This window comes from Rhodothermales bacterium (genome assembly GCA_034439735.1).
GTDB lineage: Bacteria > Bacteroidota > Rhodothermia > Rhodothermales > JAHQVL01 > JAWKNW01.
In genome coordinates, this window is sequence record JAWXAX010000090.1 from 37,726 (window position 1) to 61,034 (window position 23,309).

37 protein-coding genes and 1 pseudogene are annotated in these 23,309 nt (G+C 59.3%); 1 reads left to right on the forward strand and 37 read right to left on the reverse strand.

Annotated features, from left to right (window positions below; genetic code table 11):
• Positions 1–6 precede the first annotated feature (6 nt).
• Complete coding sequence (aat, locus tag SH809_07450; protein MDZ4699524.1) at positions 7–606, reverse strand: leucyl/phenylalanyl-tRNA--protein transferase; 600 nt, start codon at positions 604–606, stop codon at positions 7–9.
• Positions 607–658: 52 nt separating this feature from the next.
• Here aat and SH809_07455 point away from each other — a divergent pair, with 52 nt between their 5' ends.
• Positions 659–1,201, forward strand: coding sequence for a biotin/lipoyl-containing protein (locus tag SH809_07455; protein ID MDZ4699525.1), 543 nt, complete (start codon positions 659–661; stop codon positions 1,199–1,201).
• A 13-nt stretch (positions 1,202–1,214) separates the two neighbouring features.
• Here the strand turns inward: SH809_07455 and SH809_07460 are convergent, their stop codons facing one another.
• The 36 genes and pseudogenes from SH809_07460 to rpsJ all read right to left on the reverse strand — a co-directional run bounded on the left by SH809_07460 (position 1,215) and on the right by rpsJ (position 23,150).
• Positions 1,215–2,279: a family 16 glycoside hydrolase gene (locus SH809_07460; GenBank protein MDZ4699526.1), complete on the reverse strand. Its 1,065-nt coding sequence runs from the start codon at positions 2,277–2,279 to the stop codon at positions 1,215–1,217.
• Positions 2,280–2,397: 118 nt separating this feature from the next.
• Positions 2,398–2,955 (reverse strand): peptide deformylase, encoded by a 558-nt coding sequence (gene def, locus SH809_07465; GenBank protein ID MDZ4699527.1) that lies wholly within the window; start codon positions 2,953–2,955, stop codon positions 2,398–2,400.
• A gap of 75 nt (positions 2,956–3,030) precedes the next feature.
• On the reverse strand, positions 3,031–3,462 hold the full coding sequence (gene ruvX / locus SH809_07470) for a Holliday junction resolvase RuvX (GenBank protein ID MDZ4699528.1): 432 nt from the start codon (positions 3,460–3,462) through the stop codon (positions 3,031–3,033).
• Between the two features lie 21 nt (positions 3,463–3,483).
• The gene (locus SH809_07475) at positions 3,484–3,873 is read right to left on the reverse strand and encodes an HU family DNA-binding protein (GenBank protein ID MDZ4699529.1); all 390 of its coding nucleotides are present in this window, start codon (positions 3,871–3,873) and stop codon (positions 3,484–3,486) included.
• 98 nt (positions 3,874–3,971) lie between these two features.
• On the reverse strand, positions 3,972–6,218 hold the full coding sequence (locus tag SH809_07480) for a bifunctional (p)ppGpp synthetase/guanosine-3',5'-bis(diphosphate) 3'-pyrophosphohydrolase (GenBank protein ID MDZ4699530.1): 2,247 nt from the start codon (positions 6,216–6,218) through the stop codon (positions 3,972–3,974).
• Between the two features lie 328 nt (positions 6,219–6,546).
• Positions 6,547–6,903: pseudogene (gene rplQ, locus SH809_07485) on the reverse strand (50S ribosomal protein L17).
• A gap of 98 nt (positions 6,904–7,001) precedes the next feature.
• Positions 7,002–7,976 carry a DNA-directed RNA polymerase subunit alpha gene (locus SH809_07490; GenBank protein MDZ4699531.1) on the reverse strand — a complete coding sequence of 325 codons (975 nt, stop codon included), beginning with the start codon at positions 7,974–7,976 and terminating at the stop codon, positions 7,002–7,004.
• 104 nt (positions 7,977–8,080) lie between these two features.
• Positions 8,081–8,683 carry a 30S ribosomal protein S4 gene (gene rpsD, locus SH809_07495; protein MDZ4699532.1) on the reverse strand — a complete coding sequence of 201 codons (603 nt, stop codon included), beginning with the start codon at positions 8,681–8,683 and terminating at the stop codon, positions 8,081–8,083.
• A 107-nt stretch (positions 8,684–8,790) separates the two neighbouring features.
• Positions 8,791–9,195 (reverse strand): 30S ribosomal protein S11, encoded by a 405-nt coding sequence (rpsK, locus tag SH809_07500; protein MDZ4699533.1) that lies wholly within the window; start codon positions 9,193–9,195, stop codon positions 8,791–8,793.
• A gap of 24 nt (positions 9,196–9,219) precedes the next feature.
• Entirely contained in the window at positions 9,220–9,600 is a 381-nt protein-coding gene (gene rpsM / locus SH809_07505; protein MDZ4699534.1) for a 30S ribosomal protein S13, read from the reverse strand.
• 36 nt (positions 9,601–9,636) lie between these two features.
• Positions 9,637–9,753 (reverse strand): 50S ribosomal protein L36, encoded by a 117-nt coding sequence (gene rpmJ, locus SH809_07510; GenBank protein MDZ4699535.1) that lies wholly within the window; start codon positions 9,751–9,753, stop codon positions 9,637–9,639.
• Between the two features lie 110 nt (positions 9,754–9,863).
• A complete protein-coding gene (infA, locus tag SH809_07515; GenBank protein MDZ4699536.1) occupies positions 9,864–10,082 on the reverse strand; it encodes a translation initiation factor IF-1 in 219 nt (72 codons plus the stop codon).
• Positions 10,075–10,887 (reverse strand): type I methionyl aminopeptidase, encoded by an 813-nt coding sequence (gene map, locus SH809_07520; GenBank protein MDZ4699537.1) that lies wholly within the window; start codon positions 10,885–10,887, stop codon positions 10,075–10,077. Before map ends, infA begins: the two co-directional genes overlap by 8 nt.
• 17 nt (positions 10,888–10,904) lie before the next feature.
• Positions 10,905–12,221, reverse strand: a complete 1,317-nt coding sequence (gene secY / locus SH809_07525) for a preprotein translocase subunit SecY (protein MDZ4699538.1) — start codon at positions 12,219–12,221, stop codon at positions 10,905–10,907.
• A gap of 50 nt (positions 12,222–12,271) precedes the next feature.
• Positions 12,272–12,733 carry a 50S ribosomal protein L15 gene (rplO, locus tag SH809_07530; GenBank protein ID MDZ4699539.1) on the reverse strand — a complete coding sequence of 154 codons (462 nt, stop codon included), beginning with the start codon at positions 12,731–12,733 and terminating at the stop codon, positions 12,272–12,274.
• 1 nt (position 12,734) lies between these two features.
• Positions 12,735–12,917, reverse strand: a complete 183-nt coding sequence (gene rpmD / locus SH809_07535; protein MDZ4699540.1) for a 50S ribosomal protein L30 — start codon at positions 12,915–12,917, stop codon at positions 12,735–12,737.
• A gap of 106 nt (positions 12,918–13,023) precedes the next feature.
• Positions 13,024–13,494, reverse strand: a complete 471-nt coding sequence (gene rpsE / locus SH809_07540) for a 30S ribosomal protein S5 (protein ID MDZ4699541.1) — start codon at positions 13,492–13,494, stop codon at positions 13,024–13,026.
• 111 nt (positions 13,495–13,605) lie between these two features.
• Positions 13,606–13,959, reverse strand: coding sequence for a 50S ribosomal protein L18 (gene rplR / locus SH809_07545; protein MDZ4699542.1), 354 nt, complete (start codon positions 13,957–13,959; stop codon positions 13,606–13,608).
• A gap of 69 nt (positions 13,960–14,028) precedes the next feature.
• Complete coding sequence (gene rplF / locus SH809_07550) at positions 14,029–14,583, reverse strand: 50S ribosomal protein L6 (GenBank protein ID MDZ4699543.1); 555 nt, start codon at positions 14,581–14,583, stop codon at positions 14,029–14,031.
• Positions 14,584–14,649: 66 nt separating this feature from the next.
• A complete protein-coding gene (rpsH, locus tag SH809_07555; GenBank protein MDZ4699544.1) occupies positions 14,650–15,051 on the reverse strand; it encodes a 30S ribosomal protein S8 in 402 nt (133 codons plus the stop codon).
• 67 nt (positions 15,052–15,118) lie between these two features.
• The gene (gene rpsN / locus SH809_07560; GenBank protein ID MDZ4699545.1) at positions 15,119–15,388 is read right to left on the reverse strand and encodes a 30S ribosomal protein S14; all 270 of its coding nucleotides are present in this window, start codon (positions 15,386–15,388) and stop codon (positions 15,119–15,121) included.
• A gap of 42 nt (positions 15,389–15,430) precedes the next feature.
• Positions 15,431–16,003 carry a 50S ribosomal protein L5 gene (rplE, locus tag SH809_07565; protein MDZ4699546.1) on the reverse strand — a complete coding sequence of 191 codons (573 nt, stop codon included), beginning with the start codon at positions 16,001–16,003 and terminating at the stop codon, positions 15,431–15,433.
• Between the two features lie 72 nt (positions 16,004–16,075).
• Positions 16,076–16,462: a 50S ribosomal protein L24 gene (gene rplX / locus SH809_07570; GenBank protein MDZ4699547.1), complete on the reverse strand. Its 387-nt coding sequence runs from the start codon at positions 16,460–16,462 to the stop codon at positions 16,076–16,078.
• An 80-nt stretch (positions 16,463–16,542) separates the two neighbouring features.
• Positions 16,543–16,911, reverse strand: coding sequence for a 50S ribosomal protein L14 (rplN, locus tag SH809_07575; protein ID MDZ4699548.1), 369 nt, complete (start codon positions 16,909–16,911; stop codon positions 16,543–16,545).
• 80 nt (positions 16,912–16,991) lie between these two features.
• Positions 16,992–17,258 (reverse strand): 30S ribosomal protein S17, encoded by a 267-nt coding sequence (gene rpsQ / locus SH809_07580; protein ID MDZ4699549.1) that lies wholly within the window; start codon positions 17,256–17,258, stop codon positions 16,992–16,994.
• A gap of 61 nt (positions 17,259–17,319) precedes the next feature.
• Entirely contained in the window at positions 17,320–17,529 is a 210-nt protein-coding gene (rpmC, locus tag SH809_07585; protein MDZ4699550.1) for a 50S ribosomal protein L29, read from the reverse strand.
• 32 nt (positions 17,530–17,561) lie between these two features.
• Positions 17,562–17,990 (reverse strand): 50S ribosomal protein L16, encoded by a 429-nt coding sequence (gene rplP, locus SH809_07590; GenBank protein MDZ4699551.1) that lies wholly within the window; start codon positions 17,988–17,990, stop codon positions 17,562–17,564.
• 50 nt (positions 17,991–18,040) lie between these two features.
• The gene (gene rpsC, locus SH809_07595) at positions 18,041–18,799 is read right to left on the reverse strand and encodes a 30S ribosomal protein S3 (protein ID MDZ4699552.1); all 759 of its coding nucleotides are present in this window, start codon (positions 18,797–18,799) and stop codon (positions 18,041–18,043) included.
• A gap of 71 nt (positions 18,800–18,870) precedes the next feature.
• Positions 18,871–19,236, reverse strand: a complete 366-nt coding sequence (rplV, locus tag SH809_07600) for a 50S ribosomal protein L22 (GenBank protein MDZ4699553.1) — start codon at positions 19,234–19,236, stop codon at positions 18,871–18,873.
• Positions 19,237–19,349: 113 nt separating this feature from the next.
• Positions 19,350–19,619: a 30S ribosomal protein S19 gene (gene rpsS / locus SH809_07605; GenBank protein ID MDZ4699554.1), complete on the reverse strand. Its 270-nt coding sequence runs from the start codon at positions 19,617–19,619 to the stop codon at positions 19,350–19,352.
• Between the two features lie 51 nt (positions 19,620–19,670).
• Positions 19,671–20,495, reverse strand: coding sequence for a 50S ribosomal protein L2 (gene rplB / locus SH809_07610; protein MDZ4699555.1), 825 nt, complete (start codon positions 20,493–20,495; stop codon positions 19,671–19,673).
• Positions 20,496–20,521: 26 nt separating this feature from the next.
• Complete coding sequence (gene rplW, locus SH809_07615; GenBank protein MDZ4699556.1) at positions 20,522–20,821, reverse strand: 50S ribosomal protein L23; 300 nt, start codon at positions 20,819–20,821, stop codon at positions 20,522–20,524.
• 35 nt (positions 20,822–20,856) lie between these two features.
• A complete protein-coding gene (gene rplD / locus SH809_07620) occupies positions 20,857–21,567 on the reverse strand; it encodes a 50S ribosomal protein L4 (GenBank protein ID MDZ4699557.1) in 711 nt (236 codons plus the stop codon).
• A gap of 63 nt (positions 21,568–21,630) precedes the next feature.
• A complete protein-coding gene (rplC, locus tag SH809_07625; protein ID MDZ4699558.1) occupies positions 21,631–22,260 on the reverse strand; it encodes a 50S ribosomal protein L3 in 630 nt (209 codons plus the stop codon).
• A gap of 69 nt (positions 22,261–22,329) precedes the next feature.
• A complete protein-coding gene (locus tag SH809_07630; protein ID MDZ4699559.1) occupies positions 22,330–22,806 on the reverse strand; it encodes a hypothetical protein in 477 nt (158 codons plus the stop codon).
• A gap of 32 nt (positions 22,807–22,838) precedes the next feature.
• Entirely contained in the window at positions 22,839–23,150 is a 312-nt protein-coding gene (gene rpsJ / locus SH809_07635) for a 30S ribosomal protein S10 (protein MDZ4699560.1), read from the reverse strand.
• Between the last annotated feature and the right edge of the window lie 159 nt (positions 23,151–23,309).

Below are 23,309 nucleotides of genomic sequence, written 5' to 3' on the forward strand. Positions count from 1 at the left end.
GATCATCTAACAGATTTCGGTTGTCCAGGGTCGCGGATGCACGTTCAGCGCGGCTTGAAGCCGCAGATCATATGCGTCGCGCGGGATTTCGACTACACCAAACCGCACGAGATGGGGGGTGGTGAACTGGGTATCCAGCAGCGTATAACCCAGCGCATTGAGCTGTCGGACGAGATGAACCAGCGCGACTTTGGAGGCATCGCGCTCGCGAGAGAACATGGACTCCCCGAAGAAGGCGCCGCCTATGGCCACGCCGTAGAGCCCGCCGACCTGCCGACCATCCAGCCAGCACTCGATACTGTGCGCCTTGCCGCGACGATGCAGGGCGGTGTACGCGGTCACGATCTCTTCCGAAATCCACGTAGCCGGCCGATCGGCGCAGGCGCGCATCACGCCCTCAAAATCGCGATCTGAAACGACTTCGAACCGCTCCTGGCGCACGAGCTTCAGCAGATTCTTCGACGCCCGGAAAGCATCCAACGGCAGCACGGCGCGAGGATCGGGTGCATACCAGTAGATGGCGCCGCCCTCCCGATCGTCCGCCATCGGGAAAACGCCCATGGCGTAGGCGCGCAGCAACAATTCCGGCGTCAGTTCGGTATGCATGGCCCGGCGCGATCGAGTCGGCTTTGTAATGAACAACCCTACGTTTCGGACCGTGCAAAGTTCATCAGGCCTTCCCCCTACGCCGCCAGCCGGCCAACAAACGACGCGTTACCGCGTCCACATCGACGAGGCCACCTTCGACGTTTCGCTGCACGTCCTCACGGCCCGAGTCGGCGATACCACCCACACGGTTTCCCTCGAAGTAGCGCCGGGCGGCTTTTCGCTGATCGTCGACGGCCGCAGCTACCGGGTCCGGGGCGAGGCGGACGCCCGGGGCGTCCTCGACCTGACGGTGGATGGGGTTACCCGAACCGCGACGGCAAAAAACGAACGCGCCCTGCTGCTTGAACAATACGGCGGCAGCGACACGTCGAAAGCCAGCGAGCTGGAAGTCCGCGCCCCGATGCCAGGTCTCGTCGTCAAGATTCTCGTGGAAGCCGGCGCCGCCGTCAAGCGCGGCCAGGGCCTGGTGATCCTGGAAGCGATGAAGATGGAAAACGAACTCCGTGCGCCACAGGATGGGGCGATCCATCGGATCCTCGTTGCCAGCGGCGTGGCGGTGCAGAAGAATCAGATCCTGATCGAGCTGGTCTGAAACGAACCTGCGCTCAGTCGGCCCGGCGCGCTGTGTACACTCCGCCCCCCATGTGGAAGGTCACCCCGGTCGGTTTTCCCTCGGCATCCAGTTCGAACACAAACTCGCCCCCCGTTTTGTCGAGCGCGAACGTCGTCAGCGAGTGGGGCGTGATGGCAAGCTTGCGCCCGTTGACCTGGGCGTAGAGACGATCCCCATCGCGGCCGACGGCATAGGCATTTCCGCCGGCTACGTACCGCCCGAAGTAACGGGCAAGCACCTCGTCGGGCAGGGCGATGGCGCGGCCCTGATACGGCTCGGTGGCCACGATGGCAGACTCATCGAGCTCTCTAAGCCAGACATTGCGAAATAACACCGGATTTCCGTGATCTTGGAACGCCAACGGCAGGCGCTCGGAGTGGGATGCGTACGGCTTGTTTTCGAGCCATTCCGTGGGCCCCCAGATCTCCACGTTGTCCTGCACCAGCACGTTGTTGTGAAGGACGGTTACCCGCGCCGGGGTGAGCAGCTGTCCATCGGCGGCGAAGCGTGGCCGGCGAAACACGATGTCGTACGTCTGCCATTCACCGGGTGGGCGCGCCACATTCACCAGCGGTGGGTACTGTCCGTAGACGGCGGCGGCCTGCCCGTCCGGGTAGGTGTCATTGCCGTACGAATCGAGCACTTGCACTTCGTACAGGCCCATCAGGAACACCCCGCTATTGCCGCGGCCCTGGCTCTGGCCCATCGCCGGCACCGGCGCCGCCCATTCGACGTGCAGCTGAATATCCCCAAAACCCTGCTTTGTCCGGATATAGCCGGCGCCCGCAACGGACTCCATGTTGCCCCCTTCGATCACCCATTTTGTCGGAGTGCCGTCCGTCGCTTCCCAGTGTTCCATCGAGGAACCATCAAACAACACGACGGCATCGGACGGTGGCGCTACCGGGAGCTGCAGCGCGGGTGGGACGACGACGGCGGGACGAGGCCGTTCAATGTCGTGCGACCGCCACCGGGGTTGTGCGATAGCGGCGGCCGGCGCAAGAAGCAGTACCGTCAAGGCGAGGAAGCGGGAGCAGGAGCCGTGGGAATGACGCATGACCATCGAGGAGTCCGGTGGAAGGTATCGACCCGGCCGGAGGTAGCCGAGCGGGGCGGCAAATTCAGCAAAAAAGCGGTGAGATAAAAGAGGGGGCGCAAAAGTCCTCACCAGGCCCTCAAACCGCCATCTTCAGCGGATAATCGGCTTCGACCTCCCCGTTCGCCATGTCGCGCAGCCGGCGTTTCAGGAGGCGCCGGCGAAATGGGCTGATGTGGTCGATGAAGAGAACGCCGTCCAGATGGTCGTATTCGTGTTGGATGACCCGCGCCAGCAATCCGCCGGCCTCCATCTCTTGATCGACAAAATGCCGGTCCTTGTACCGGATCCGTACCCGCTCTGGCCGGGCGACGTATTCGCGTAAATCCGGGATCGACAGGCAGCCCTCCTCGAACTCGATCAGGTCCTCACTTTCGGCGATTATTTCGGGGTTGATAAATACGAGGGGCCCGATGAGCAACTCCTCCTCGGCCTCCTCGGCCATGGGGGTGAGATCGGCAACAAACAACCGCTGGGAACTCCCCACCTGCGGCGCCGCCAGCCCGATGCCCGATGCGCCATGCATCGTTTCGATCATGTCGTCGATGAGCTGCTGGAGCGCATCCGAGCTTTCACGGATGGGGAGGGCAGGATGGCGGAGTTCGTCCGCGCCGTAGACATAGATGGGAAGGATCATGCGTGTGCACGTCAACTGATCACGAATGGCACATAATACGATGTCGGTCCCAAGGGGTTCGCCCGTCCCGAGCACCTAATCGTCCCCATGTTCCAAATAATCCTGGAGCAGGATCGCAGCGGCGGCGGCATCGATGCGCTCTTTTTGACGACGCCCCTTCCGCCCCACGCCGGCATCGACGAGGGCTTCCACGGCGCGCCGGGAAGTAGACCGTTCGTCGACCTTCAGCACCGGGACCCCGCGCAGGCGTTTGGCGAGGCGGTTGATATATTGCTGAACGCGTTCGGTGGCGGGTCCCTCGTCACCATCCGGCGTGAGCGGCCACCCCACTAACACACAGGCGATGCCCGTGTCGCGGTGGATGTCCTCGATAGCCTTCACCGCATCATCCGGACTGAACGTCCCGTACGGCCGGGCAAAGAGGTGGAGCGGGTCGCTGATGGCAACACCCACCCGTCGTGTGCCGTAATCCACCGCTACGATGCGAGGAGGGTCGTTCGTGTCCATAGCAGGGCGCAGAGGGCTGCCTCAGGGTCGGTTCCGCCCGTTCGACAGGGCCTCCGTTTCGTCCGCGCTCCCGTCCGGAATGGCATACTGGAGCTTCTTCAGCGGCACCTGGAGAATCTTTTTAAGCCGCTTGCTGGGCTTGAAATGGGTCTTTCGCCGGCTCGGAATAAACACCGTCTCGTTGGTTTTGGGGTTGCGCGCTTTTGGCTTGGCTTTGGTGCGTTTGACCTCGAAAACGCCAAAATCGCGTAATTCGATGCGCACTTCAGGATCCGCCTCTACCATCAACTCGGCCAGGGCCTGGATGACGGCACCCACCCATGGCTCGCTCTTGTAAATCGGCTCGTCCATAATATCCGAAACCTTGCGGGCGACGTCTTTCTTGGTGAGCGTCTTGATGCGATCCTCCATGCGAGCGTATCACGTTTGTGGCTAGTTGCATGGAAAGTAATTACTTACGCGAAAGAATGCCAGCAAAAAAACGAAGAGCATTCGTTCGTGTTATTCGGTTACTTCTCAAAACGGTATACCCCGTGGATGCTGGTCACGCGTCGGATCCGCTCCATGAGCCGTTTAAGATGTTCGAGATCGCTGACGCTGAGTACGATCGTACCCGTAAAAACGCCGTCTTCGGTATCGACGGTGATCGAGCGGATATTCGTCTTAAGATTCTTTGAGATCACCGTTGTGATATCACTCAGGATCCCGACGCGGTCCTCCCCGACGACGCGCAGCGCCGCCACGAACTCAACATCCTTCTGCCGGCTCCATTCAACCTGCATGATCCGGTCGGCGTGGTTGATGAGCAGGTAAGGTGAATTCTTGCAGTTGACGCGATGGATTTTGATGCTGCCGTTTTTGCTGAGATAGCCGTAGACTTCATCGCCTGGAATCGGGTTGCAACATCCGGCATATCCGGTGACGATGTCCGTATGGAGTTCGCCATCGATCATCAGGGCGGGTGAACCCGATGACTGGGCGGCATCCAGAAACGAGCTGTACTGGAGCTGGGCCGTCGTATCCTGAACCTCCGGCGTCACCTCCTCCTCGGCCGGCGTCTCGGGTTTCGCCTGGATCTGACGCAGGAGTTCATTCGGATCGAAGAGGCCGGCTCCGATCTCATAAAACATGTGCTGGGGACTGGGAAATTTGAGCCGCGTCGCGTGTCGCTGGAGCTCCCGATCGTCGATCTGGAGATGTGCGCGTTTGATTTTCCGCTTCCAGATCGTCAACCCGGCCTCCACCGTCTGCCGGCGTTGTTCGTTGATCCAGTGGCGAATCCGGCTCCGCGCCTTGTGGGTCACCACAAACTTGATCCAGTCCGCCCGCGGCGTCTGTTTCTTGGAGGTGATGATCTCCAGCTGGTCGCCGCTCGCCAGTTCGTGTGAAAGCGGCACCATCTTGCCGTTCACCTTCGCGCCGATGCAATGGTACCCGACCTCCGTGTGCACCTGGAAGGCGAAGTCGACCGGCGTAGCGCCACGCGGAAGGTTCAGGAGCGACCCTTTCGGCGTAAAAACGTAGATTTCTTCGTCATACAGGTTGAGACGGAACTCCTGGACGAATTCGGTGGCATGCTCGGGCCGAGGGTTTTCGAGCAGGTCGCGCACCCACGATAGCCACTTATCCATGTGGACATCGGCGGTCTCGAAGCCCTCCTTGTATTTCCAGTGGGCCGCGAGGCCGCGTTCGGCCACCTCGTGCATCTCCTGGGTGCGGATTTGCACCTCCACGCGCCGGCCTCGTGGGCCCAGCACGGTCGTGTGCAGGCTCTGGTAACCGTTCGACTTGGGCACCGAGATAAAATCCCGGAAGCGTTCGGGCAGGGGCCGGTACAGGTCTGTGATGATCGAATACACCCGCCAGCAGTCCTCTTTCCCTTTCCGTCCGGTGCTCTTCGTTACGATGCGTATGGCGAAGAGGTCGTAGATCTCATTCAGCGGCTTGCCCTGCTCGCGCATCTTCCGGTAGATAGAGAAGATGCGTTTGGGCCGGCCGTAGATGTCGACATCAAACCCTTCTTTTTGCAGTCGATCGCGTAGGGGTTCGATAAATGAGGCGACGTAGGCCTCGCGCTCCTTCTTTGTGGCGCTCAGACCGCGGGCGATCTCCGAGTACGCCTCTCGTTCAAGGGCTTTGAGCGACAGGTCTTCCAGTTCGCCTTTGATCGCAAAGAGGCCGAATCGATGGGCCAGCGGAGCGTAGAGTTCGAGCGTCTCGCTGGCGATCTTGAGTTGTTTTTTCTTTGGCAGCGAACTGAGCGTCCGCATGTTGTGGAGGCGGTCCGCGAACTTGACCAGGATGACTCGGATATCCGAGGCCATCGAAAGCATCAGTTTGCGGACGTTTTCGGCCTGCCCGGTCTCGCGCGAAGAGAAGACATCCGCGATTTTCGTCAGACCATCGATGATGAGGGCCATGGCCGGCCCGAACTCCTGACGGATGTAGTCCAGCGAAAACTCCGTATCCTCCACCACGTCGTGCAAGAGCGCGGCGGCAACGCTGACATCGTCAAACCCGACTTCTTGAGCAACGATCAGCGCTACCTCGAGGGGGTGGCTGATGTACTTTTCGCCCGATGCCCGCACGTCGTTGCGGTGCGCCCAGTACCCCAGCTTAAACGCGCGCTCGATCAGGTCCTCATCGACACTTCTCAGATTGGCGCGACAACTCCTGAGCAGCTCCAACAGCTTCTCCTGATACCCCGGTTCGACGCGTAAGTCCGAGTTATTAAGTCGTGATGAGGCCTGAATCATATCCTGTTTAAATAGGCGTCTTCAGGACGGTTCCAGTGCGTTGTGAGGAGAGCCGGGGAAATTCTGATGGCCGGTTGGGTGGGCTGGTGTGGCAAGAGGGCATTCCGCGACGGCTAAAAACGGAAAAGGCGCCCCGCATGGCAGGGGCGCCTGATTCCAGAATCGTTCCGATTTCGCCCGTTTACTCTTCGGCGGCGTCGTCTTTAGGGGCCGCTTCCTTTTTCGGCTTGGATTTCGGCTTCTCCTCGCCGGCCGGTTTGGCGACGCCACTCCCACGACGAGTGCGGCGGCGTCCGGCTTTGGCTGGCGCGGCATCGGACGAGGTCGCGTTATAGTCGACCAGTTCGATCACGGCCAGTTCGGCGGAGTCGCCGGCGCGCTGGCCCAGTTTGACGATCCGCGTATAGCCGCCCGGGCGGTCAACGACTTTGGCTGCGATCTCACCAAAGAGTTCCTTGACGGCTTCCTTGCTGTGGAGCGAACGGAAGGCCAGTCGGCGGCTGTGCGTCGAGTCGTCTTTAGCCCGATTGATGATCGGTTCGACGTACATCCGGAGCGCACGCGCCTTGGTGAGGGTCGTGGTGATACGCTTGTGGGTGAGCAGCGCCGTGGAAAGGGCCTGGAGGGTCGCCTTACGGTGGGAGTGCGTACGCCCGAGTTTAAAGCCTTTATTCTGGTGTCTCATGACTTCGACTGATGGTACGGCAGCCGGCGTATCAACCGCGACTGGTCGTTAGGATCGGAGATCGTGAAGATCGAGGGATCTGCCGGCACGAGGCCCGCTTAATCCTGGAGATATTTGTCGACATCCATGCCGAAGTGAAGGCCGCGCTCTTCGAGCACCTGCATCAACTCCTGCAGAGACTTACGGCCGAAGTTTCGAAACTTCAGCATTTCGGGTTCGTCGCGGCGGACGAGGTCGCCGATGTTCTTGATATTGGCTGCCTTCAAGCAGTTGTGCGCCCGGACGGAAAGGTCCAGTTCGTCAACAGATTGAAGCAACAACTCGCGGATGCGCTGGACTTCGGCGTCGACCTCCTTCTCGGCCACCGTCGGCTGGGACGGCTCGTCGATCCGTAGGAAGAGCGCGATGTGATCCCGCATGATAAGGGCGGCATGATGCAGCGCCTCATCCGGAGCGATCGACCCATCGGTCGTGATTTCGAAGATCAGGCGCTCATAGTCGATCCGCTGACCCACACGGGTCGGCTTCACGGTATATTTCACATTCCGGATCGGCGTGAAGATCGAGTCGATCGCAATGATCCCGATGGGGTCGTCGGACTGCTTGTTGTCATCCGATGCAACGTAGCCGAGGCCACGCCCCATGCGCAATTCAACGGATACTTCAGCGCCGTCGGACAGCGTGGCGATGTGGAAATCGGGGTTGAGCACCTCATAGGCGCTGGTGACCTTGCCCAAATCGCCGGCCGTCCATTCGCCGGGTCCTTTCAGCATCAGGTGAATGTTGCTGTCGGATGTGTCGAGCGGCTTGAAGCGAACCCCTTTCAGGTTCAAGATGATATCCGAAACGTCCTCGATCACACCGGGGATCGTAGAGAACTCGTGCTGCACGCCATCAATCTTGATCGCCGTAATGGCCACGCCCTGCAGCGAGGACAGCAACACGCGACGAAGCGCATTGCCTATCGTCACCCCATACCCCCGTTCCAGCGGCTGAACGACAAAAACGCCGTAGGTTCCTGTTACTTCCTCCGGCTGAACGCCATCCGGCATCTGAATCGCGTAAGTGCTCATAGTGGACAATGCTGTTCTAATGTTCGGTGACCCGACGTGGCGGGAGTCAGGGCGAGGGCGCCCTTACGCGTCAACTGGCGGGGCCCTCTTCGCTCAGCGCAAGGTTACTTCGAGTAGAGCTCGACGATGAGCTGCTCGCGAATATTCTCGGGAATATCCGTCCGATTCGGGAAGTCCAGGAATTTACCCTGGAGTTTCTGCCGATCCACTTCCAGCCACGGGAACGTGCGCCGGCTCCGTTTGGCGGACTCGCGAATGGATTCGACGTCCTTGCTGCGTGGGCGGATGGACACGATGTCGCCTGCGCGCAACTGGAACGACGGGATATTCACCACGCTGTCGTTGACCAGAATGTGGCAGTGCGTCACGAATTGACGGGCCTGCCGGCGCGTCATCGCGAAACCAAGGCGGAACACCGTGTTGTCCAGACGGGCCTCGAGGAACCTGAGCAGGTTCTCGCCGGTGACGCCTTTTTTGCGCGCCGCCTTCTCGAACAGGTTCCTGAACTGACGCTCCAGTAAGCCGTAGGTATGCTTGGCTTTCTGTTTCTCCTTCAGCTGAACCGAGTACTCGCTCTCTTTTGTCCGACGAGTACGTCCATGCTGCCCCGGGGCATACGGCTTCTTTTCAAGCGACTTGCTGGGGCCAAAGAGCGGCTCACGAAAGCGCCGCGCAATCTTCTGTTTTGGGCCTCGGTAACGGGCCATAGGGTTATCTCCTCGTTTGTGTTAGCACACGAACAAACGTACGACAGCTCCCCGCAGGAGCAGCCGCAACCGGTACTTATACCCGAATCGGCGTTCCGCCTGACGAATCAGACGCGACGCCGCTTGGGAGGCCGGCAGCCATTGTGTGGAATAGGTGTAACGTCGCGGATAGTAGCGATCTCGAGGCCAACCGCGGCCAGCGCCCGAATCGCGGACTCACGACCCGAACCCGGGCCTTTTACAAAAACTTCGACTCGACGCAACCCGAGATCGTAGGCTTCCTTCGCCGCCGTGCTGGACGCCACCTGGGCGGCATACGGCGTATTCTTACGGCTACCTTTGAAACCCATCTTCCCCGAACTGGCCCAGGAAATGGCATTGCCATACTGGTCAGTCAACGTCACCTGTACGTTGTTGAAGGTAGCCTTGATGTGAGCCTGGCCGTTGGCTTCAACCACGACCTTCTTCTTGCGTACGGCGCGCCCGGCGGCGCCTTTCTGTTTCTTGGACATAGTGCTGTTCTACAGGATGCTCTGTTATTTACGCGGCGCCTTCTTCTTTCCGGCCACCGTACGCTTCCGACCTTTACGCGTACGGGCGTTGGTCTTCGTCCGCTGGCCCCGCACGGGCAGTCCCTTACGGTGACGAAGCCCACGATAACACCCGATGTCCATCAATCGTTTGATGTTCATCGACACTTCAGTCCGCAATTGCCCCTCAACCTGGTACTCGTCTTCAAGCAACTGACGAATCTGACGCGTCTGCTCCTCCGTCCAGGCGTTCGGACGCGAGTTCCGATCAAGCCCGACGCGCTCGAGAATCTCAATCGCACGGGAACGACCGATCCCAAAGATGGAAGTCAGAGCGACCTCGCCGCGCTTGTCGTTCGGTACGTCAACTCCAGAAATACGTGGCATATCTTACCGGCTCAAATACGCATTGTGCAGGGGGCATCAGCCCTGGCGCTGCTTATGCTTCGGGTTCTTCTTGTTGATGATGTAAATGCGCCCCTTGCGGCGGACGATCTTGTCGTCCGCGCTACGCTTCTTGACACTGGCTTGAACTTTCATGGGACACCTGGTACAGGTTAACAGCAAGTATGACTTTTTCCGCAGACACGCCTAAACGAGCACGCCGGCAAAAAGTTCTCTCAAACGTCGTCCAGCCCTCTCGCTTCCGCCTACTTATAGCGGTAAACAATGCGTCCTTTCGACAGATCGTAGGGAGACAACTCAATCTTCACACGATCACCGGGTAAAATCTTGATGAAGTGCATCCGCATCTTGCCCGAAAGCAACCCCAGGATCTCGTGCCCGTTTTCAAGGCGCACGCGAAACTGCGCGTTCGGGAGAGCATCAATCACTTCTCCGTCCTGTTCTATGGCGTTTTGTTTAGCCATTGGTAAGTTCGATGGTGTATGGGGCCTCGATTAAAGCCTCGATATAGGAAAACGTACTCAATACCTCGGCTTCCCCCCGCCGGACGAACACCATGTGCTCGTAGTGCGCGGAAGGCGATGCGTCGATCGTTACAACCGTCCACCCGTCTTCCCGCGTCGTCACTTCGTACGTCCCGGCATTGATCATCGGCTCGATGCAGAGGGTCATGCCCTCCTTCAACTTCCGACCCGTGCCCCGACGCCCGTAATTCGGCACTTGCGGATCTTCGTGAAGGCTCCGGCCGATGCCGTGCCCCACAAGATCCCGCACGACGCCGTACCCGTGCGACTCACAATGCGCCTGTATGGCGCCCGATATATCCCCGATTCGATGACCAACCGTCGATGCCTCAATCCCCAGATTGAGCGCCTCGTACGTGACACGGCACAACTGCACCTTGTCGGCCGTCAATTCGCCTACGGCAAAGGTGTAGGCGCTATCGCCATAAAAACCGTTTAACCGCACGCCGCAATCCACCGTTACGAGGTCCCCTTCCTGCAACGCGTATCCGCCGGGGATACCATGCACCACCTCCTCGTTCACGGAGATACAAAGCGTGGCGGGAAACGTCCTAGGGCCCACTTTATACCCCTTGAATCCCGGCGTGCCGCCATGGCCAGCGATAAACGCCTCGGCCACCGCATCCAGCGCACCCGTCGTTATACCCGGGCGAATATGCCCGGCCACTTCCGCCAGGGTCTTGCTCACCAGCGTAGCGCTCGCTCGCAGAGACTGCACTTCCTGTATGTTCTTTAAATAAACCATTGGATCTTGAAGGCGCGCTATCGGGCACGCCCACGGACGCGGCCTGACTTCAGGAAGCCGTCGTAATGGCGCATGAGCAAATGGCTCTCGATCTGCTGCAGCGTATCGAGTGTAACTTGCACGAGAATGAGCAGACTCGTTCCGCCAAAGAACAACGCAAACTGCTGGGTGACCCCCGCTTGCATCGCAATCGCCGGCAAAATAGCCACGAGCCCCAGGAAAACGGCCCCGGGAAAGGTGATACGGGTGAGAATGTTATCGATGAACTCGCTTGTCTGCTTGCCAGGACGAATACCCGGCACAAAGCCGCCCTGCCGCTTCATCGTATCCGACATCTCTTTCGGGTTCACGGCGATGGCCGTGTAGAAGTAGGTAAAGAATACGCAGATCAGGAAAAATACAAACGAATAGCTGGCGCTGGAGATATCGCTAAACCACCCCCCGAACTGCTGCATGAACGGACTGTTCGGGAAGAACTGCGCGATGGTCGCCGGCACGAACATGATGGACTGCGCGAAGATGATCGGCATGACGCCCGCCGCGTTGATGCGAATCGGGAGGTATTGTGTCGTACCGCCATATACCTTCCGCCCCACGACGCGTTTGGCGTACTGCACCGGCACTCGGCGCGTCCCCTGCGAGATCAAGATTACGAAGGCGATCACCAACACCAGCACGGCGATCTCGATCAGGAAGACGAAGAAGTTGGGCGCCAGATCGAATTCGTTGTACAACGCTTGGGGTAGGAAAGCGATGATGCCGACCATGATGATCAACGAAATCCCATTGCCGATGCCTGACTCGGTGATCCGTTCACCCAGCCACATGACGAACATGGTGCCGGCCGTAAGCACCATCACTGTGCTCAGCATAAACATGGTCGGGCCGGCCACAATCGCCTGCCCTGTCGCGCCATACCGAAGGTTGATCACGTAGCCGACCGCCTGGATCGCCGTGATCACAATTGTGGCGTAGCGGGTATACTGGGTGATTTTCCTTCGCCCCTCCTCCCCCTCGCGCTGCATCTTCTGGATGGCCGGCGAGACCGCGCCAAGCAGCTGGAAGATGATCGACGCCGTGATATACGGCATGATGCCGAGGGCAAAGATGCCGGCCGCGCTAAACGCGCCCCCCACAAACAGGTCGAGGAAGCCGAACAGGTTGTTCGCGCTATTCTGTTCGTTTACGACGGCCAGGATGCTCGCGTCGACACCGGGCAAGGTTACCTGAGCGCCGAGGCGATACACCAGGAGCAGCGTGATGGTGTAGATGATCCGCTTACGCAGCTCTTCTACCTTCCAAATGTTACGGATACTATCGGCAAATCCAGCCATAACGCGTGCTTATTAAAATACGTCCGCCCATCAGGGAGCGGAGGGAGTGGCTACTTGATGACTGTTGCCGTACCGCCGGCGCCTTCGATTTTCGCACGCGCCGAGGCGCTGTACGCATGTGCCTGGAACTGCAGGGCGCCACCGGGCTCACCGCCGCCCAGAATCTTGATGCGTTCGTTCTTGCGAACGAGGCCGATCGTCGCGAGCACCTCGGGGGTGATCGGCTGCGAGGCGTCGCACAGCCCGGACTCCACAAGCTTCGTTATCCGCTCCAGGTTCACGCCGCGATACTCGACGCGGAAACGATTCTTGAAACCGAACTTTGGAATACGACGCTGAAGGGGCATCTGGCCGCCTTCAAAGTGCACCGGAATGCTAGAGCCGGCACGGCTCTTCTGGCCCTTGTCGCCCCGCGTAGAGCTATGACCACCGTAGCCCGAGCCCACGCCGCGTGCAATGCGCTTCTCCTTTTTCGTAGCCCCTTTCGCGGGCTTCAGATTGCTCAGATCCATGTTACTTGCTCTCTTCGATGGTGACCAGGTGATGCACTTTCACCAGCATGCCGCGGAGCTGAGGGGTGTCCTGGTGCTCGACGGTCTGGTGCATGCGGCGCAACCCGAGCGCTTCCATATTGCGCTTCTGGTTTTTCGTCTGACGGATCAGGCTCCGCGTCTGCGTAATTTTTATCGTACCCATGGTAAATCCAGTATGCGAGATCGTTCTGTGTTGGCGCACGCAAGACCGCCCCTCGGGAGCCCGAACAGGGCAGACACAACAGGGCAGACACGACAGGGCGCGCGTGTTACCCTTCGAACACCTTGCGAAGTGGGATGCCTCGACGATGCGCCACTTCGATCGGATCTTCGATAGTCGTGAGCGCATCCAGCGTGGCAGCCACCTGGTTGTGCGGATTGCTCGAGCCGAGCGACTTCGACAAGATGTCCTTGATACCCGCACATTCCAGCACGGCGCGTACGCCGCCGCCCGCCTTCACGCCCGTACCGGGTGCCGCCGGCCGTAGCAATACCCGCCCGGCGCCCTGCGTCCCTGTGACAGGGTGCGGGATCGTACCCTTCCGGATCGGCACCGACACCACGTTCTTCTTGGCGTCCTCCGTCCCCTTCGCTATCGCGCTGGCGACTTCGTTGGCCTTGCCCAGCCCGGCGCCGACGAGGCCGTTGCCGTCTCCCACCACCACCACGGCGTTGAAGGAGAAGCGGCGACCGCCCTTAACGACTTTCGCTACGCGATTCACCGAAACAAGGCGCTCCATCCATTCCTTCTGCGGAGCGCTGGGCTTTTCCCGGTCGCGACGATTTCTTTCTTTTGCCATGTGCGTTCGATATAAAACCCGGTCGGTGCGGTAGCGCCCGACCGATCAACGTTAAAACTGGAGCCCGCCTTCTCGCGCGCCTTCAGCCAGCGCTTTGACGCGTCCGTGATACTTGTATCCGTTACGGTCGAATACGACCACCGCAATGCCGGCTGCCTTCGCTCGCTCGGCCAGGGCCTGCCCGACCCGCTTGCTCGCTTCAACCGGCTTACCGGCCGCATCATCCATCGCAAAGGTCGACGCCGACGCCAGGGTGTTCCCGGCTAGATCGTCGATCAACTGCGCGTAAATGTGGCGATTTGATCGGTAGACGCTGAGACGCGGCCGCTCACTGGTGCCCGAAAGCTTCTTGCGGATGCGAAGCCGGATCCGCGCCCGGCGCCTGTTCTTATTGGAATTTTGCATGTCTGTGTTGCTCTATAGCCAGAAGATTCCGACCCTCCGGCCCGATGGAACAAAGAGGACATCCGCCGACTATCGAGCGGCGGTCTTGCCGGCTTTACGCCGCACATGTTCGTCGATATACCGAACCCCCTTGCCTTTATAGGGCTCCGGCGGTTTCAGATTCCGGATCTTGGCGGCCACCTGGCCCACCATCTGCTTGTCGATCCCTTCGATGATGATGATCGGATTCTTGCCGCGCTTCGTGTCCACGTCCAGGGCCACGCCGCGCGGGGGCAAGAAGTAGATCGGGTGGGAGTACCCGAGCGCCAGCTCGAGAACACCATTGTTCACCACGGCGCGAAATCCGATGCCGATCACCTCGAGTTCCTTCTTGAAACCCGTGGAGACACCGGTCACCATATTATGGATCAGCGCCCGGTAAAGGCCGTGCATGGCACGGTGGCGCTTCTGCTCCGTCGGCCGCTTGACCAGAAGCTCTTTATCCTCTTGTTCGAGGGTGATATCGGGATCAACCTGCAAAGACAGCTCGCCTTTGGGCCCCTTTACCGTCAGCAGGTTGTTCGAGGCCACGTTGATCGTAACCCCGTTGCTCAAGCCTATCGGCAGCTTTCCAACACGAGACATCGCGTACCCTGACTAAGATCTAAGTGAGTCGCGGCGGCCGGCTCAGGCCACGCGCCATACAGCTGATTAATACACGAAGGCCAGCACTTCGCCGCCCACATTGATGCGACGCGCTTCCTTGTCGCTCATCACCCCTCTCGACGTGGAGAGAATGGCGATACCCAGCCCGTTCTTCACGCGCGGTAGTTCATCCGAACCAACGTACTTCCTGAGCCCCGGCTTGGAGATACGCGTGAGCGTGTGAATCGCCGGCCGCCCCTTCTGGTCGTACTTGAGGTAAATCCGGATCAACCCCTGCTTGCCGTCATCGACATCCAGGTAGCTCTTGACGAAACCCTTCTCCACCAGAATCTGCGTCATGGCGCGCTTCAGCTTTGAGGCCGGCACATCGACATGGCGGTGACGAGCCTGATGCGCGTTGCGCACTCGGGTGAGGTAATCCGCAACGGGATCGGTAATACCACTCATAACATGCTCTTATTTTCGGGCCGTTTCGCCTCTCCGGCGACGCGCTCGAGTGATCGTAAACGATGGATTACCAGCTCGATTTCCGAATACCAGGAATCTTGCCTGCAAGCGCCATCTGCCTGAAAATGATACGCGACACACCGAACTTACGGATGTAGCCGCGGGTGCGCCCGGTGAGTGCGCACCGGTTCTTGAGCCGCACAGGGCTCGCATTACGGGGCAGCTTCTGCAACCCTTCGTAATCGCCAGCCGCCTTTAAGCGCTTGCGCTTTTCGGCGTATTTGGTGACAGCTGCGCGTTTTTTGCGCTCCCGGGCCATCCAGCTTTTCTTCGCCATAATCGGACTCTGCGATTCGGTTTATACCTAGGTGTGTGCGGTTCAGACCGCAACAACGGCTTCTTCACGACGCACGAACGGCATGCCCAGCGCTTTCAACAACGCCATAGCCTCTTCGTCCGTGTTCGCGGACGTCACAAATGTGATGTCCAGCCCCGTGATCTTATCAATCTTATCGACGTTGATCTCCGGGAAAATGATCTGCTCCTTCACGCCAAGCGTGTAGTTGCCCCGGCCATCAAAGCTACGATCGGAAACGCCGCGGAAGTCGCGCACGCGCGGCAATGCCAGCGTCACCAGGCGATCGTAGAACTCCCACATGTGGTCGCCACGCAGCGTCACATGGACACCAACAGGCATCCCTTCGCGCAATTTGAAGTTCGAAATGCTTTTCCGGGCCTTCGCGACGACGGGTTGCTGGCCCGTGATGATGCGCAACTCCTGGACCGCGTCGTCGAGAATCTTCTTGTTGCCTGTGGCTTCCCCGATGCCCTTGTTCACGCTGATTTTCAGCAGGCGGGGATTCTGCATCGCACTGCTGTAACCGAACTGCTTCTGCAGTTCGGGGGCGATCTTTTCCTGGTACAGTTGCTTGAGTCTCGGTGTGTACGCCATGGTTGTTCTTACACTCAACAGGTCTATCAGGCAGCGAATCAGGCCGGCATGCAGCCCGCACCGTCGCCGGGACTATCGGTCCAGTTCTTCTCCCGTGGTCTTTGCAAAGCGAACCCAACGTCCACGCCCGGTCTCCGGATCTTCAATCCGTTTCCGGCCCACGCGGGTCCGATTCCCGTTTCCATCGATCGGCATAACGTTGGAAATATGGATCGGCATCTCACGCTGGATACGGCCGCCCTGGGGATACAACTGATTGGGCTTCGTGTGTCGAATGCGGATGTTCACGCCTTCGATGATCACGCGGTCCTTCTCAGGATAAATCCGAAGCACTTTCCCGACATACCCTTTCTGACGGTCGGAAGTGAGCGACTTCGCACTGGTGATAGCCTTATTCAGCATCACCATGTCCCCTTTTTTAATGTGCAGCTTTTTCTGCTTGTTCTTCGTGCGAGGCATGATGCTACGAGTTCAATTGAGTTTGCACACAGGTTGCACAACAATGGCCGGCTTGATCGAGCCGGCGCCTTCGGTTGGGTTCAAAGTACTTCCGGAGCCAGTGACACGATGCGCATGAATTGCTTCTCACGCAGTTCGCGCGCCACGGGTCCAAAAATACGCGTTCCCCTCGGCTCGTCGTTGTTGTCAAGCAACACGGCGGCGTTCTCATCGAAACGAATGTATGTACCGTCCTTGCGTCGAAATTCCTTGCGGGTGCGTACGACAACGGCCGGGCTCACCTCGCCTTTTTTCACATTGCCGCCCGGAATGGCGGACTTGACGCTGACGATAATCTTGTCTCCGACACGGGCATAACGGCGTTTCGTGCCGCCGAGAACACGGATGCAGAGCACTTCTTTGGCGCCGCTATTGTCGGCTACGGCGAGTCTGGTTTCCTGCTGGATCATGGCTTATGAAGTCTATTATACTGTGAGCGATACCCGGGAAGCACGCTTACGCGGACCGTCAGGCCGCACGCTTGCCGCTTCTACTTGGCCCGTTCGATGATTTCGACCAGACGCCAGCGCTTGTTCTTGCTCAGAGGGCGCGTTTCCATAATGCGGACCGTGTCCCCTTCCCGTGCGTCGTTCGTCTCGTCGTGGGCCATCAGCTTGCTCGTCTGCTTGATGAACTTGCCATAGATCGGGTGCTTTACCTGACGCTTGATGGCGATGCTGATCGTCTTGTTCATCTTCGCGCTCACGACGACGCCGATGCGCTCTTTCCTTCTGTTGCGGATTTCTTCTGTTGCCATGGTATGCTGGGGCTTGGTGAGCCGTAAACCGTACCTCACCAACTACCCGTTTGGTGTGCTCTCAGGCTGCCGTGCCGGCCGCCGTGGATTCTTTCTGGGTGAGGATGGTGCTCAGGCGAGCAATAAGCCGGCGAGCGGTCCGCATCTGGATCGGGTTCTGCACGTCGGCAATCGCGTGCTGGAACGACAGGTGGTCCAGCTGCGCCTTCTCCTCGCGGATCCGCTGACGAATTTCGTCTGCGCTCATCTCTCTAATTTCTTTCGCTTTCATCTCGGCGTCCTGTTAATCGGCCCGCATCCGGGTCATGTCGCTTCGTGATAGTCAGGCCTGGTTACAAACTTCGTCTTGATGGGCAGCTTCTGCTGCGCCAGGGCAAGCGCCTCCTTGGCGAGGTCCTGCGGGACATCGCCGCCGATTTCAAAGAGCACGTTGCCCGGGCGCACAACGGCTACCCAGAACTCCGGCGCGCCCTTACCTTTACCCATTCGGGTTTCGGCCGGCTTCTTCGTAATCGGCTTGTCCGGGAAGATGCGGATCCATACGCGGCCCGCACGCTTCATGCGGCGGGTCATCGCGATACGAGCCGCCTCGATCTGGCGGCTTGTGATCCGGCCCGGCTCCAGCGCCTTGATCCCGAAATCACCAAAGTTGATCACCGTTCCGCGGGTCGCATTCCCTTTGATGCGACCTTTCTGGTGCCGACGGAACTTTGTGCGCTTGGGCATTAACATGACGTCACCTACTCTCCTTCAATAGTTGAATGGTCTGGCTACCCGTGCGATTATTCAGCGCCCGGCTTTCCACCGGCGCCAGGCTTACCGCCCGTACGGCCCCGGCGCTGACGACGCTGACGCTGCGGCGGCATCTGCTGCATCTGCTGGCGCTGGGCCTGGACGTTCGGGCTGAGGTCGGGCTTGCCGATGATCTCGCCGCGGAATATCCATACCTTGACCCCCAGGGTACCGTAGATGGTGAAGGCGGTGGCCTCGGCGTAGTCGATGTCGGCACGAACCGTGTGCAGCGGCACACGGCCCTCGAGGTATTGCTCGGTACGGCCCATCTCAGCACCGCCCAGCCGGCCTCCAACCTTGATACGGACGCCTTCGGCGCCCATTCGCATGGCCGCCGTGATCGCCTGCTTCATGGCGCGTCGGAACGACACTCGCCCTGCCAGCTGCTGCGCCACGTTCTGGGCCACAAGGCTCGCATCCAACTCAGGACGTTTGATCTCCGTAATGTTGATCTGAATGTCCTTATTGGTCAGCTTCTTTAACTCCTCGCGGAGTTTTTCCACCTCGGCGCCACCCCGGCCGATAACTACGCCCGGCCGGCTCGTGTGCAGCGTGAGGATGACGCGCTTCGGCGTTCGTTCGATCACCACGCGGCTGAGCCCGGCGCGCTTGAGGCGCGCAATGAGGTACTTGCGGATTTCTTCGTCTTCCACAAGCTTTTCGGCGAAATCCTTTTCCGCGTACCAGTTGGAATCCCAGCCCCGGATGATGCCGAGGCGAAAGCCGATCGGATTGGTTTTCTGACCCACTGTAAAGTCCTGTGCTGTTAGAAAATTAGCGTGTGGCGCGCGTCATTTGCGCCGGCTGGCGACTCGCGCCGTTAGGCCCCTGCCCCTTCGGTGTCGGCCTTCGTGCCGACAATGACGGTCAGGTGGCTCGTCCGTTTCAGGATCGGTTGGGCGCGGCCACGCGGTCCCGGACGGTACCGCTTGAAGCTTGGACCCACATCGACCCGGATTTCCCGGACGATCAGTTCATTTTCGTCGAAGCGCTGGTCCTGATGTTGATCCATCAGGTTGTGCACGGCCGACAAAATGGTTTTGCGAACCGTATCGGTCGCTTTCTGCGGCAAGAAGTTCAACGCGCTGATCGCTTCCGAGACGCGCTGCCCACGTACCACGTTAACAACGGGGCGCATTTTCATCGGAGAACTCCGGATAAATTTACGTACAGCCTTGGCCTGCATAACCTGACCGATTCGGTTTGATCTAACCGGGACACCCCGGTCGATACTATGTAAGGATACCGTAAAGGATCCGTGTAAGGATCGCGTGATGGCTACACGCGAAAGGGCGGCGCCTACTTTCTCTTTTCGCCGGAGTGACCACGGAACGTACGGGTCGGCGCAAACTCGCCCAGGCGATGCCCTACCATGTTCTCCGTGATGTACACCGGGATAAACTGCTTGCCATTGTGCACGGCAAAGGTGTGCCCGACAAAGTCCGGCGCAATCATCGACGCGCGGCTCCAGGTCTTGATCACCTTCTTCTTGCCGGCATCGTTCAACACCGACACCTTGCGCTGCAGCTTATAGTGTACGAACGGTCCTTTCTTGAGTGAGCGTGCCATACGATAATTGAGTCAACTCGTTTGCGCTGAGGAAAAAGAGACGCTGCCCGGTTATTTCTTGCGGCGACGGATGATGTAGCGATCCGACAGATTCCGCTTGCGGCGCGTCTTGAAACCCTTGGCCGGGACGCCGGTCGGGGAGCGCGGATGACCACCCGATGCCTTGCCTTCACCACCGCCCATCGGGTGGTCGACAGGGTTCATGGCCACACCACGTACCTTAGGCCGAATGCCCAGCCAGCGCTTGCGGCCGGCCTTGCCGTAATCGATGTTGTTGTGATCCGGATTGCTGGTTGTCCCCAGCGTCGCCATACACTGTACCGGCACCATGCGCGTCTCGCCCGAGGGAAGACGGAGGGTGGCATACGTCCCTTCCCGGGCCGTCAACTGGGCGAACGTGCCGGCCGAACGAGCGAGCTGAGCGCCTTTGCCCGGCTTCATCTCGATCGCATGCACAAACGACCCCACCGGCACCTGCGCCAGGGGCAGGCAGTTGCCAGGCTCCGGGGGCGAACCCGGGCCGTTGAGCAGGGTCATCCCGACCGTGATCTCGTTCGGCGCGATGATGTAGCGCTTCTCGCCATCGGCGTATACCAGCAATGCAATACGGGCCGAGCGATTCGGATCGTATTCAATGCTCGCCACGCGCGCCGGAATGCCAAGCTTGTTGCGCTTGAAGTCGATGATGCGGTAGCGGCGCTTGTGACCCCCACCCTGGTGGCGGACCGTAATGCGACCCAGGTTGTTGCGGCCGCTCATGCTTTTCAGCGGCGCAAGAAGGCTCTTCTCCGGCTCCCACTTGGTGATGGTGTCGAACGCGGATACCGATCGTTGCCGTTGACCCGGCGTATTGGGTTTGTACTGTCGAATAGCCATGGCTCTGTCGTTACGTCTACCGCGCGTTACACGTTCTCAAAGAAATCGATTGGCGAGCTGCCCGGCTGCAGCGTCACGATCGCCCGTTTGTAGGATGCCGTGCTGCCCGAGACAAGGCCGCGCTTCGTAAACTGCCGGCGGCGTTTGCCCCGCACGTTCAGCGTCCGCACTTCCTTGATCTGCACGCCCGGGTAGCGCGATTCAATCGCTTTGCGAATTTCAATCTTGTTTGCGCCCGAATCGACCACGAAGGCATAATGACTAGCCTCCATGAGATGCGACATCTTCTCCGTCACAAAGGGCCGCAACAATATCTGTTTGTTCATGATCGCTCCTTTTACACGTATGCGTCTTCAAGACCTCAAGCGGTCGGTTCGGAAGGGGGTTGTGCACCCTTTTTGCTCGATGCTTTGCGCGCCGCTGCCGCCACGGGAGGAGCCTCGACGGCCCCGAGCACGCGACCCAACGAATCGATCGCGCCCTCCTGCAGCACCAAGACCTTCGCGTTCAACACGTCGAGGGTCGATACCGCGTCCGCATTCAGCACCTGCAGCTTCGGAATATTGCGGCCCGAACGGTATGCGTTCACATCCACCCCATTCGTAAGCAACAGCACCTTGGATCCGGCCAGGCCAAGTGCGGCGAGCATCGCCACCATCGCCCCGGTGTCCGGAGATTCGAACTTGAAGTCCTCCACGATGCGAATGGCATCCGCAGTCGCCTTGTAGCTCAGCGCGGAGCGGCGAGCCAATTGCGTTGTCTTCTTGTTCACCTTGAAGGAATAGTCACGCGGACGGGGACCGAAGATCGTACCACCACTCCGACGAAGCGGCGATTTGGCCGAGCCGGCACGCGCGCCGCCCGTCCCCTTCTGGCGAAACAATTTCCGTGTACTGCCGGCGACTTCCGCGCGTTCCTTGGCTTTATGCGTGCCCTGGCGTCCGCCGGCCTGAATACGGCGGATGTCCAACCAGATCGTGTGATCGTTGGGCTCTATGCCAAACACCGTGGCGTCCAGAGCAACCGAGCGCCCTGTTTCCTTGCCGTCTTGTTGAAGGACCTTGAGTTTCATGTTCTTCCGTTCGCTATGCGTTACTGCTCGACCGGCGCCTCGGCGCTTCGGTCTATCTCACGGTTACTTGCGGTGAATCTCCACCATTCCGTTTTTGGGACCGGGGACAGCGCCCCGCACCAGAATTACCTGATGCTCCGGGTAGATGCGCACTACCTGCAGGTTGAGGACCTTCACCCGGCTGTCACCCATGTGGCCCGCCATCCGCATCCCCTTCACTACGCGCGAAGGAAAGGAGGAAGCGCCGATTGAACCCGGTGCGCGTCCGCGGTTGTGCTGGCCATGCGTGCGCATACCGACACCGCTAAACCCGTGGCGTCGAACCACACCCTGAAAACCTTTTCCCTTCGAAGTCCCGACTACGTGTACGATGTCGCCCACATTGAACAAGGATTCCACGCGAGCTTCCGCTCCCAGCTCGACCGGTTCCGCGAAGTCGCGAAACTCGGCTACAAAGCGTTTGGGGGTCGTGCCGGCTTTCGCAAAGTGCCCTTTCTGGGCCTTGGTGGTTCGTTTTTCTTTGCGTTCGCCGAAGCTCAGCTGCACGGCGTCATACCCGTCCGCCCCATCCGACGTTTTGACCTGCGTCACCACATTCGGGCCGGCTTCAATGACCGTGCATGGGATACTGTTTCCAGCTTCATCGAAAATGCTGGTCATCCCTATCTTTTTTCCGATCAATCCGCTACTCATGGCTCTATACGATTCTATTGCCCGGGCTCGTTAAGGAGCCGTTTCTGGGGTTTGTGGCTTTCGCCAGTTTTAACTCGTCCGCTCGATGGTCAGCGTCACATCACCTGTCAGTAGCGATCCCGCTTCAGCGCCCAGGAGCGCCACGAGAACGGTGCTGTCGGCCGTCAATACGATGGTGTCCGCATCTTCGATGACATAATCGAATCCAAGGCTGAACGGTACGCCGCTGAACGTCACCGCCAGCAGCAACTGCCGCGTGGCTTCGTTGACGGTATACGTACCCGCGAGGCTCACGTCTTCTTCCTCCGGCGCCACGATATCAACCGTCAGGGCGTGCGAACCCTCCTCCTCAAGGCTCAACGTTAGCGTGCCGAGCTGGGAGAAAACGGCCGTTTTGTCGCCCTCCTCATCGGAGGCGCCGGTTAATTCCCAGGTGCCGATAAACTGCTCGAGATCACTCGTATCCTCCGTGCCGTCGCAGCCAACGGCCACGAAAACGAGCAGGAAAAAGGCCAGTGCCGGCAGAATAGGATGGGTTCGTTTCATCGCAGGGGAATACGTCTGGTGGGACGGTACGGTCAGACTTTGATTTCGACGTCCACTCCGCTCGGCAATTCGAGCTTCATCAAGGCGTCGACCGTCTTGCTACTGGTCGACAATATGTCGATCAGTCGCTTGTGACTGCGCGTTTCGAACTGTTCGCGACTTTTCTTGTCGACATGCGGGCTACGCAAAACGGTGTAGATCGATTTCCGCGTAGGAAGCGGAATCGGGCCGCTCACCACAGCGCCCGTCTGTTTGACGGTGCGGATGATCTTCTCTGCACTTTTGTCGATCAGGCTGTGGTCAAACGACTTCAGCTTGATGCGAATTTTCTGATGACTTGCCATCTTTGTTTCGTTCGAATCGTGCGTACTCGGTCATCGGTAATAGTCGATTGGTGTTGGCCAATGAGGACTCATTAACCATTGACCATCAACTATTAACCATCAACCATTCCTTTAGTCCAGAATCTTTGACACTACGCCGGCGCCCACCGTGCGGCCGCC

Excerpts from the sequence above, each read along its gene's own strand:
- aat (MDZ4699524.1), bottom strand. The coding sequence starts at position 606 with ATGCATACCGAACTGACGCCGGAATTGTTGCTGCGCGCCTACGCCATG.
- SH809_07460 (MDZ4699526.1), bottom strand. The coding sequence starts at position 2,279 with ATGCGTCATTCCCACGGCTCCTGCTCCCGCTTCCTCGCCTTGACGGTA.
- def (MDZ4699527.1), bottom strand. The coding sequence starts at position 2,955 with ATGATCCTTCCCATCTATGTCTACGGCGCGGACGAACTCCGCCATCCT.
- ruvX (MDZ4699528.1), bottom strand. The coding sequence starts at position 3,462 with ATGGACACGAACGACCCTCCTCGCATCGTAGCGGTGGATTACGGCACA.
- SH809_07475 (MDZ4699529.1), bottom strand. The coding sequence starts at position 3,873 with ATGGAGGATCGCATCAAGACGCTCACCAAGAAAGACGTCGCCCGCAAG.
- SH809_07480 (MDZ4699530.1), bottom strand. The coding sequence starts at position 6,218 with ATGATTCAGGCCTCATCACGACTTAATAACTCGGACTTACGCGTCGAA.
- SH809_07490 (MDZ4699531.1), bottom strand. The coding sequence starts at position 7,976 with ATGAGCACTTACGCGATTCAGATGCCGGATGGCGTTCAGCCGGAGGAA.
- rpsD (MDZ4699532.1), bottom strand. The coding sequence starts at position 8,683 with ATGGCCCGTTACCGAGGCCCAAAACAGAAGATTGCGCGGCGCTTTCGT.
- rpsK (MDZ4699533.1), bottom strand. The coding sequence starts at position 9,195 with ATGTCCAAGAAACAGAAAGGCGCCGCCGGGCGCGCCGTACGCAAGAAG.
- rpsM (MDZ4699534.1), bottom strand. The coding sequence starts at position 9,600 with ATGCCACGTATTTCTGGAGTTGACGTACCGAACGACAAGCGCGGCGAG.
- rpmJ (MDZ4699535.1), bottom strand. The coding sequence starts at position 9,753 with ATGAAAGTTCAAGCCAGTGTCAAGAAGCGTAGCGCGGACGACAAGATC.
- infA (MDZ4699536.1), bottom strand. The coding sequence starts at position 10,082 with ATGGCTAAACAAAACGCCATAGAACAGGACGGAGAAGTGATTGATGCT.
- map (MDZ4699537.1), bottom strand. The coding sequence starts at position 10,887 with ATGGTTTATTTAAAGAACATACAGGAAGTGCAGTCTCTGCGAGCGAGC.
- secY (MDZ4699538.1), bottom strand. The coding sequence starts at position 12,221 with ATGGCTGGATTTGCCGATAGTATCCGTAACATTTGGAAGGTAGAAGAG.
- rplO (MDZ4699539.1), bottom strand. The coding sequence starts at position 12,733 with ATGGATCTGAGCAATCTGAAGCCCGCGAAAGGGGCTACGAAAAAGGAG.
- rpmD (MDZ4699540.1), bottom strand. The coding sequence starts at position 12,917 with ATGGGTACGATAAAAATTACGCAGACGCGGAGCCTGATCCGTCAGACG.
- rpsE (MDZ4699541.1), bottom strand. The coding sequence starts at position 13,494 with ATGGAGCGCCTTGTTTCGGTGAATCGCGTAGCGAAAGTCGTTAAGGGC.
- rplR (MDZ4699542.1), bottom strand. The coding sequence starts at position 13,959 with ATGCAAAATTCCAATAAGAACAGGCGCCGGGCGCGGATCCGGCTTCGC.
- rplF (MDZ4699543.1), bottom strand. The coding sequence starts at position 14,583 with ATGTCTCGTGTTGGAAAGCTGCCGATAGGCTTGAGCAACGGGGTTACG.
- rpsH (MDZ4699544.1), bottom strand. The coding sequence starts at position 15,051 with ATGAGTGGTATTACCGATCCCGTTGCGGATTACCTCACCCGAGTGCGC.
- rpsN (MDZ4699545.1), bottom strand. The coding sequence starts at position 15,388 with ATGGCGAAGAAAAGCTGGATGGCCCGGGAGCGCAAAAAACGCGCAGCT.
- rplE (MDZ4699546.1), bottom strand. The coding sequence starts at position 16,003 with ATGGCGTACACACCGAGACTCAAGCAACTGTACCAGGAAAAGATCGCC.
- rplX (MDZ4699547.1), bottom strand. The coding sequence starts at position 16,462 with ATGCCTCGCACGAAGAACAAGCAGAAAAAGCTGCACATTAAAAAAGGG.
- rplN (MDZ4699548.1), bottom strand. The coding sequence starts at position 16,911 with ATGATCCAGCAGGAAACCAGACTCGCCGTAGCCGACAATAGCGGCGCC.
- rpsQ (MDZ4699549.1), bottom strand. The coding sequence starts at position 17,258 with ATGGCAACAGAAGAAATCCGCAACAGAAGGAAAGAGCGCATCGGCGTC.
- rpmC (MDZ4699550.1), bottom strand. The coding sequence starts at position 17,529 with ATGAAAGCGAAAGAAATTAGAGAGATGAGCGCAGACGAAATTCGTCAG.
- rplP (MDZ4699551.1), bottom strand. The coding sequence starts at position 17,990 with ATGTTAATGCCCAAGCGCACAAAGTTCCGTCGGCACCAGAAAGGTCGC.
- rplV (MDZ4699553.1), bottom strand. The coding sequence starts at position 19,236 with ATGCAGGCCAAGGCTGTACGTAAATTTATCCGGAGTTCTCCGATGAAA.
- rpsS (MDZ4699554.1), bottom strand. The coding sequence starts at position 19,619 with ATGGCACGCTCACTCAAGAAAGGACCGTTCGTACACTATAAGCTGCAG.
- rplB (MDZ4699555.1), bottom strand. The coding sequence starts at position 20,495 with ATGGCTATTCGACAGTACAAACCCAATACGCCGGGTCAACGGCAACGA.
- rplW (MDZ4699556.1), bottom strand. The coding sequence starts at position 20,821 with ATGAACAAACAGATATTGTTGCGGCCCTTTGTGACGGAGAAGATGTCG.
- rplD (MDZ4699557.1), bottom strand. The coding sequence starts at position 21,567 with ATGAAACTCAAGGTCCTTCAACAAGACGGCAAGGAAACAGGGCGCTCG.
- rplC (MDZ4699558.1), bottom strand. The coding sequence starts at position 22,260 with ATGAGTAGCGGATTGATCGGAAAAAAGATAGGGATGACCAGCATTTTC.
- SH809_07630 (MDZ4699559.1), bottom strand. The coding sequence starts at position 22,806 with ATGAAACGAACCCATCCTATTCTGCCGGCACTGGCCTTTTTCCTGCTC.
- rpsJ (MDZ4699560.1), bottom strand. The coding sequence starts at position 23,150 with ATGGCAAGTCATCAGAAAATTCGCATCAAGCTGAAGTCGTTTGACCAC.